Source organism: Streptomyces sp. a15 (assembly GCF_059026085.1).
The window spans coordinates 1-901 of record NZ_JBWLKM010000252.1; the positions used below are offsets into that span (position 1 = coordinate 1).

Below are 901 nucleotides of genomic sequence, written 5' to 3' on the forward strand. Positions count from 1 at the left end.
AGCTTCGCCTTGACCTCGTCGATCGACTTCGCACCGAAGTTGCGGATGTCGAGCAGGTCCGCCTCGGAACGCGCCACGAGCTCACCCACGGAGTGGATGCCCTCGCGCTTGAGGCAGTTGTACGACCGAACGGTGAGCTCGAGCTCCTCGATCGGCAGGGCGAGATCAGCTGCAAGGGCGGCGTCCGTCGGGGACGGGCCCATGTCGATGCCCTCGGCGTCGATGTTGAGCTCACGGGCCAGACCGAACAGCTCGACCAGGGTCTTGCCGGCCGACGCCATGGCGTCACGCGGACGCATGGCCTGCTTGGTCTCGACGTCGACGATCAGCTTGTCGAAGTCGGTGCGCTGCTCGACACGGGTCGCCTCGACCTTGTAGGTGACCTTGAGAACCGGCGAGTAGATCGAGTCGACCGGGATACGCCCGATCTCCTGACCGACCTGCTTGTTCTGCACGGCGGAGACGTAACCGCGGCCACGCTCGACCGTCAGCTCCATCTCCAGCTTGCCCTTGCCGTTGAGCGTGGCGAGGACGAGGTCGGGGTTGTGCACCTCGACACCGGCCGGGGGCGCGATGTCGGCGGCGGTGACCAGACCCGGGCCCTGCTTGCGCAGGTACATCACGACCGGCTCGTCGTGCTCCGAGGAGACGACCAGCTGCTTGATGTTGAGGATCAGGTCGGTGACGTCCTCCTTGACGCCCGGCACGGTGGTGAACTCGTGCAGAACGCCGTCGATACGGATGGACGTGACCGCCGCACCCGGGATCGAGGAGAGGAGCGTACGACGCAGGGAGTTGCCGAGGGTGTAGCCGAAGCCCGGCTCCAGCGGCTCGATCACGAACCGGGAGCGGAACTCGTCGACGACCTCTTCGGTCAAGGACGGACGCTGAGCAATCAGCA

At 65.8% G+C, this 901-nt stretch carries 1 protein-coding gene; it reads right to left on the reverse strand.

Features of this window, described 5'->3' with window-relative positions; all coding sequences use genetic code 11:
* A partial coding sequence (locus AC5P09_RS51965) for a DNA-directed RNA polymerase subunit alpha (RefSeq protein WP_493880633.1) occupies positions 1-899 on the reverse strand: 899 nt, incomplete at its 3' end.
* Positions 900-901 lie beyond the last annotated feature (2 nt).